The 4,403-nt window shown below is 43.2% G+C and carries 4 protein-coding genes; 1 reads left to right on the top strand and 3 read right to left on the bottom strand.

Annotated elements, in window-relative coordinates; genetic code table 11:
* Nucleotides 1-371: 371 nt before the first annotated feature.
* Nucleotides 372-647, bottom strand: coding sequence for a TMEM165/GDT1 family protein (locus IM319_RS04230; RefSeq protein WP_002732425.1), 276 nt, complete (start codon nucleotides 645-647; stop codon nucleotides 372-374).
* A gap of 179 nt (nucleotides 648-826) precedes the next feature.
* Entirely contained in the window at nucleotides 827-1,159 is a 333-nt protein-coding gene (locus IM319_RS04225; RefSeq protein ID WP_287734746.1) for a TMEM165/GDT1 family protein, read from the bottom strand.
* Between the two features lie 212 nt (nucleotides 1,160-1,371).
* Between IM319_RS04225 and IM319_RS04220 the strand changes: the two genes are divergently transcribed.
* Entirely contained in the window at nucleotides 1,372-1,992 is a 621-nt protein-coding gene (locus IM319_RS04220) for a vWA domain-containing protein (protein WP_287079210.1), read from the top strand.
* A gap of 49 nt (nucleotides 1,993-2,041) precedes the next feature.
* Here IM319_RS04220 and glgA read toward each other — a convergent pair whose 3' ends face one another.
* A complete protein-coding gene (glgA, locus tag IM319_RS04215; RefSeq protein WP_287730518.1) occupies nucleotides 2,042-3,469 on the bottom strand; it encodes a glycogen synthase GlgA in 1,428 nt (475 codons plus the stop codon).
* Nucleotides 3,470-4,403: the final 934 nt, after the last annotated feature.

The following is a 4,403-nucleotide window of genomic DNA, read 5'->3' as shown; positions in this document are numbered from 1 at the left end:
GCACTTTTTCTGGGTCAATGATGACAATAAGTTATAGCTTAGAAGCTAATCAACAACTAAAGCTTATGCTTGTAGCTAAGTGAAATCATTGATTAAGAGACCTGTGCTTTTCAATAACTTTTTCAGCAGACCCTAATTAGGGGTTGCTGAATACATCTAAAAACCTTGCTGGCTAAGACTTTTAGACTTTTTGTCAATCAAAAAGTACCAGATATGGGAGTGATCGGGGGGAAAATTCCGGGACTTTTTCCCTGAAAATTAGGTAATTGACTAGGTGAAAATCGTAAAACCCCACACCCCACACCCCACACCCCACACCCCACACCCCACACCCTGCCCCCAGGAAAAGCTTTTTGCCGCAAACCCAATTATCAATCCGAATCTGGCCAAAGCAGCCGGACAGCAAGCAGCGCAAAACCAATGGCCGCTATCGCTTTTAATATCTTAGCGGGGAATAACTGCGCCATACTGCCGCCCGCAAGCACTCCTAAGAAACTGGTGCAGATTAAGGCGGTAATTGAGCCAAAAAAGACAGCTTTAGGTGATTTGGAACTGCCACCGAGAGCGATCGCTACTAATTGACTTTTATCGCCTATTTCTGCCAAAAAAACCGTGATAAATGTCAGTCCGAATAATTGCCAATTCATAAATTCTAGGGAGTGGGGAAGTGGGGAAGTGGGGAAGTGGGGAAGTGGGGAAGTGGGGAGGTGGGGAGGTGGGGAAGTGGGGAAGCTGTCTCATCACCCTATCAACCCAAAACCCTATCACCCTATCTCCTGACGACCCACTCCTGAATACTGACTCCTGAATACTGATCACTGATTGATTAGAGAATATCGCTGATGAGTAAACCAGTGATCAAAAGGAGAAGGATAGCGACACCGATATCTAAAGTTTTCGGGGAAAGACGACGGGCAATCCAATAACCGATCAGGACACCGAGGAGACTGGTAGCGATTAAAGCGCTGGCTGCCCCGGCAAAAACCACCCAGGGGGATTGGGATTCAGCGCTGATGAGAAGGGTGGCTAATTGGGTTTTATCGCCGATTTCAGCCAAAAATATGGTTAGGAAGGTGGAACTAAACACCGTCCAAAAACTCCAAGAAGGTGGATGATCTGGCTTTTTCTCGGTTGAGGCGATCGATTTGCTATCACTCATCGGCTAATTTAACAATATCGGGTTAAGAAATAATTTTCATACTTTTTTCATTTTAGCCCGACCGGTTTTCTGCCGATAGTTTCTGCTGTTGGGGGCGCTGTCTCCTCCCCCAATAGTTAAAAAACCCTAGTCGATCGAGGTAGAGTTTCCATCCTAGAGTTTAATAATTATTAGACTAGGACGAGCGCAAATCCCTTGGAGGTATAGCCCCTATGGCCAGTGAAAGTGTTGTACACGACAGAGATTATACTCTGATTATTGACAAAAGTGGCAGTATGTCCACTGCTGATAAACCCAGCGAGAAAACCCGTTGGCAAATTGCCCAAGAATCCACCCTCGCCTTGGCTAGAAAGTGCGAGGAAGTCGATCCGGACGGCATCACTATCTATCTTTTTTCTGGACGTTTCCGACGCTATGATAATGTCACTTCCGATAAGGTGACACAAATTTATCAAGAAAATGAACCCATGGGGAGGACAGACCTAGCAGCTGTGCTTCAAGATGCCCTCGATAATTATTTTCAGCGCAAAACTGCCGGCAAAACTAAACCCAACGGAGAAACTATTCTGGTGATTACCGACGGAGAACCAGATGATCGCAAAGCGGTGATGCGTCAAATTATCGAAGCTTCTCGAAAACTCGATAGCGATCAAGAATTAGCTATTTCTCTGATTCAAGTAGGCCATGATCGACAAGCAACCGAATTTCTTAAAGCTTTAGACGATCAACTAGAAACGGCCGGGGCCAAATTCGATATCGTTGACACGATTACTATCGATGATATGGAAGATATGACCCTAGCGGAAGTTCTTCTCAACGCCATCACCGGTTAATTTCTGCCGGAGTAGGGGTGATATATCTTCACCCCTACTCAAGGAGGATTTAACTGCTAGTCAGGGCGACCAATTTATCTTTTTCCTCATCGGATAATTGATCCGATTGTCCGGTGATTTGTTTGTAGATTTTTAGATATTCCAAAGCGGATTTATACCAACTAAAATCTTGAGTCATTGCCCGTTGCTGTAGTTTTTGCCAATCCTGTTTATAACGGAAACTTTCCCAAGTCCGGATCATACAGGTAAACAGGTCTAAAGGTTCATAGCGATCGAAACTAAATCCCGTTCCTTTTTCCTGAATTGGGTCGTGGAAAGATACCGTATCGACTAAACCACCGGTGCGGCGTACCATGGGAATACAACCGTAACGCATGGCCATTAATTGGGAAATGCCGCAGGGTTCAAAACGGGAAGGCATTAACAAAGCATCGGCCCCCCCATAGATGCGACGGGAAAGGGCATCACTATAGAGAAGATGCAGGGACATTCGCCCCCGGAAACGGGAAGTCATCTCCCACAGTTGGGTTTCATAATAGCGATCGCCTGTACCTAAAATAATCAATTGAGCATCAGTATAGGTGAGAAAGCGATCTAAAATTTGCATCACTAGATCAATACCTTTTTGTTCCACCAAACGCGTCACCATCGCCATGACAAAGGCACTTTTACTGACCTGTAGCCCCACTTCTTCTTGCAGGGCAATTTTATTGATCAGACGTTTTTCGATGGTTTCTGGGGTAAAATTCTGCTTAAGATAAACATCTTTAGCAGGGTCATACACCTCCGTATCGATGCCGTTGACAATCCCCACCAGATTGCCGGAAATATAGGACAATAATCCCTCTAAATTTTCGCCATAAATGGGGGTCTGTATTTGACGAGCATAGGTGGGAGAAACGGTGGTGACGCGATTGGCAAATTGAACCGCCGCGGCCATGGTATTATCGCCCTGCATATACCAAGGACACCAAGTCATTTTTTCTAATGCCTCCCGCCAAGGCCCCTGGTAGGCGAGATTATGGATAGTAAAAACGGTGCTAATATCGGGGTCTTGGTGCATCCAGACGGGAATCATGCCCGTATGCCAATCATGACAGTGAATAACTTGCGGTTTCCAGTAATTCCATGCGAATTCCGCCGCACCATTCGCAAATAGGGTAAATCGCCAGGCCTCATCTTCGCCTCCGTAGATATTGCGTCCAGAGAAAGCTAGATGACCAAAGAGGTAGAGAGGAATATCCGTATCGGGTAAAACCGTCTCATAGACTAAAAAATCATGAAACATGGCGAATCCTGACCAAATGGGTTCGGAAGGGATGTCCATTTTTTCCTGGAGAAAACCATAGTAGGGCAGAAAAATCCGCACGTCATGACCTAGCTGACGCAAGACTTTCGGTAATGCCCCAATTACGTCCCCCATTCCCCCAACTTTGGCAATTGGGGCGGCCTCGGCACCCACAAATAGAATTCGCATACTCTTCCCGCTTTACTTCACGACGACAAGAAATTTTAACAGATAAAACCACCCTAGCAGGATTTGCAAGCAGGTTATTATCGGATTAGCCTAGATTTTTCTTTAACCAACCAGAGAGCCCACGAGGGGCATAATTAGCTGTTTTGGACATTATTAAGTTTTGTCGCCTTTTTATTAAGTTTTAGCTGCTCGGCACCGATGCTGTCTGCTATTGTCGATTTAACCGACATTCCGCACATCTTCATATACTTTTATATATTTTTACATTCCCCAAGATGTTTTGACGAAAAACCTTCATTGTAGAAACTACTATTGAGAACATTTTCAATAATTGATTTTTTCTGAGAAAAAAAATTAAAATTCTTCACCTTGATAAAAATCAATCATTGTAGCTATAGTCCTTACTGGCAATGGATTGTAAGCAATATATTAGTAAAAATTATCAATTGAATGTTAATACTAAATCTGGTTATTAAAAACTGATTATTTATCCCCCCTTTTGCCTCTTGCATGAGTGCCTTTTGCCTGTCCTTATAAGTAGCCTATACTCAACGGATTTAGTATTGTAAAGTTTTGTAAAAAATATACGCAAATAACAGCAAACAACTGCTCCTGTGGTTAGTGCCAGTTTACCTTACAGTTGAAACTATGAGATTATGCCAAGAAAAAGGGGATCAGTTATGACACTACTTGGAGGATGTGGAATCGATATCAGTTACAAGGAAAACGTCTGTCTTCAATAAGACGAAGAACAAGAAAAACCGAATATTTAATTAAGTGCTTCGAGGAAGAACATGAAATTAGTTCAAAGACATCTAATCAAATTTAATAAAAATGAATTTTTAGCATTTGATAAGTTGGCATTTTTATCAAAGAATCTTTATAATTGTGCTGTCTATTTAAACCGTCAAGCTTTCTTTTCACATCAGCCATT

It is taken from the genome of Microcystis sp. M113S1, from assembly GCF_020246945.1.
Lineage (GTDB): Bacteria > Cyanobacteriota > Cyanobacteriia > Cyanobacteriales > Microcystaceae > Microcystis.
The sequence above is the reverse complement of the archived record's forward strand: the minus strand, read 5'-3'. Positions and strand labels throughout refer to the sequence as shown.